At 60.7% G+C, this 1,107-nt stretch carries 1 protein-coding gene; it reads left to right on the plus strand.

What is annotated here, in order from left to right; all coding sequences use genetic code 11:
- Window positions 1-218: 218 nt before the first annotated feature.
- Window positions 219-1,076: an IS5 family transposase gene (locus ACH442_RS48065; protein WP_396344934.1), complete on the plus strand. Its 858-nt coding sequence runs from the start codon at window positions 219-221 to the stop codon at window positions 1,074-1,076.
- Window positions 1,077-1,107: the final 31 nt, after the last annotated feature.

Raw genomic sequence — 1,107 nt, forward strand, 5'->3', positions numbered from 1 at the left:
ACTGGACGTTTTAATAACGTTAGGTGAGTTATCGGAGGGTTGAGAACACGCAATCTCGGCTACGGCTGGCCGATACGCCCGAATCAACCCTTTCGAGGTGACTCCGATATGAGTAGATCTGCGTCCTTTAATCCCTCGATCGTGTTTGATTAGTTTCCGCCAGGAATAGACGGACCCGGTGTCCCCGGCACCCGTCGATACCACCGTATTCCCAGGTCATGACCGAACGACGCGCGTACCCATCCGACTTGTCCGACGCCCGCTGGGCCCTGATCGCGCCACGCCTGACCGCTTGGCGCCAGGCCCGCACCGACGCCCGCACCCAGCTCGGCATCAAGGGCCGCATCCCCATCCACGACCTGCGCGAGATCTTCGATGCAATCCTCTACGTCAACCGCACCGGAATCGCCTGGCGATACCTGCCCCACGACTTCCCTCCACACGCGACCGTTTACGGCTACTTCGCCTTATGGAGCAAAGAAGGGATCTTCACCGAACTCAACTACAACCTCACCGGACTCGTCCGTGACCACCACGGCCGCACCGTCGAGCCCACCGCAGCGATCATGGATACCCAAAGCATCAAGACATCCACGAACGTGCCGCTCGAAACCCAGGGCATCGACGCCGGCAAGAAGATCGTCGGCCGCAAACGCGGCATCATCACCGACACCCTCGGCTTACTGCTCGCCGTGCTCGTCACCGCCGCCAGCGTCAGCGACAACGTGATCGGCAACGCCCTGCTCGAGCAGGCCACCACCACCCACCCCACTCTGACCAAGACCTGGGTCGATGCCGGTTTCAAGGTCAAAACCGTCGAACACGGTGCCACACTCGGCGTCGACGTCGAGATCGTCACCAAAGACCCGCAGGCCAAAGGCTTCAGCGTCGTCAAACGACGCTGGGTCGTCGAGCGCACCCTCGGCTGGCTCATGCACCATCGCCGGCTCGCCCGCGACTATGAGACCTTGCCCAGCAACTCCGAATCCATGATCACCCTCGCCATGATCGACAATCTCGCCCGCCGGCTGACGGACGAAAACACCCCAACCTGGCGAGACCCTCAAATCGCATAACACCACAAAATACGTTAATCAGACGTCCTCT

It is taken from the genome of Actinoplanes sp. NPDC020271 (assembly GCF_044388125.1).
Lineage (GTDB): Bacteria > Actinomycetota > Actinomycetes > Mycobacteriales > Micromonosporaceae > Actinoplanes.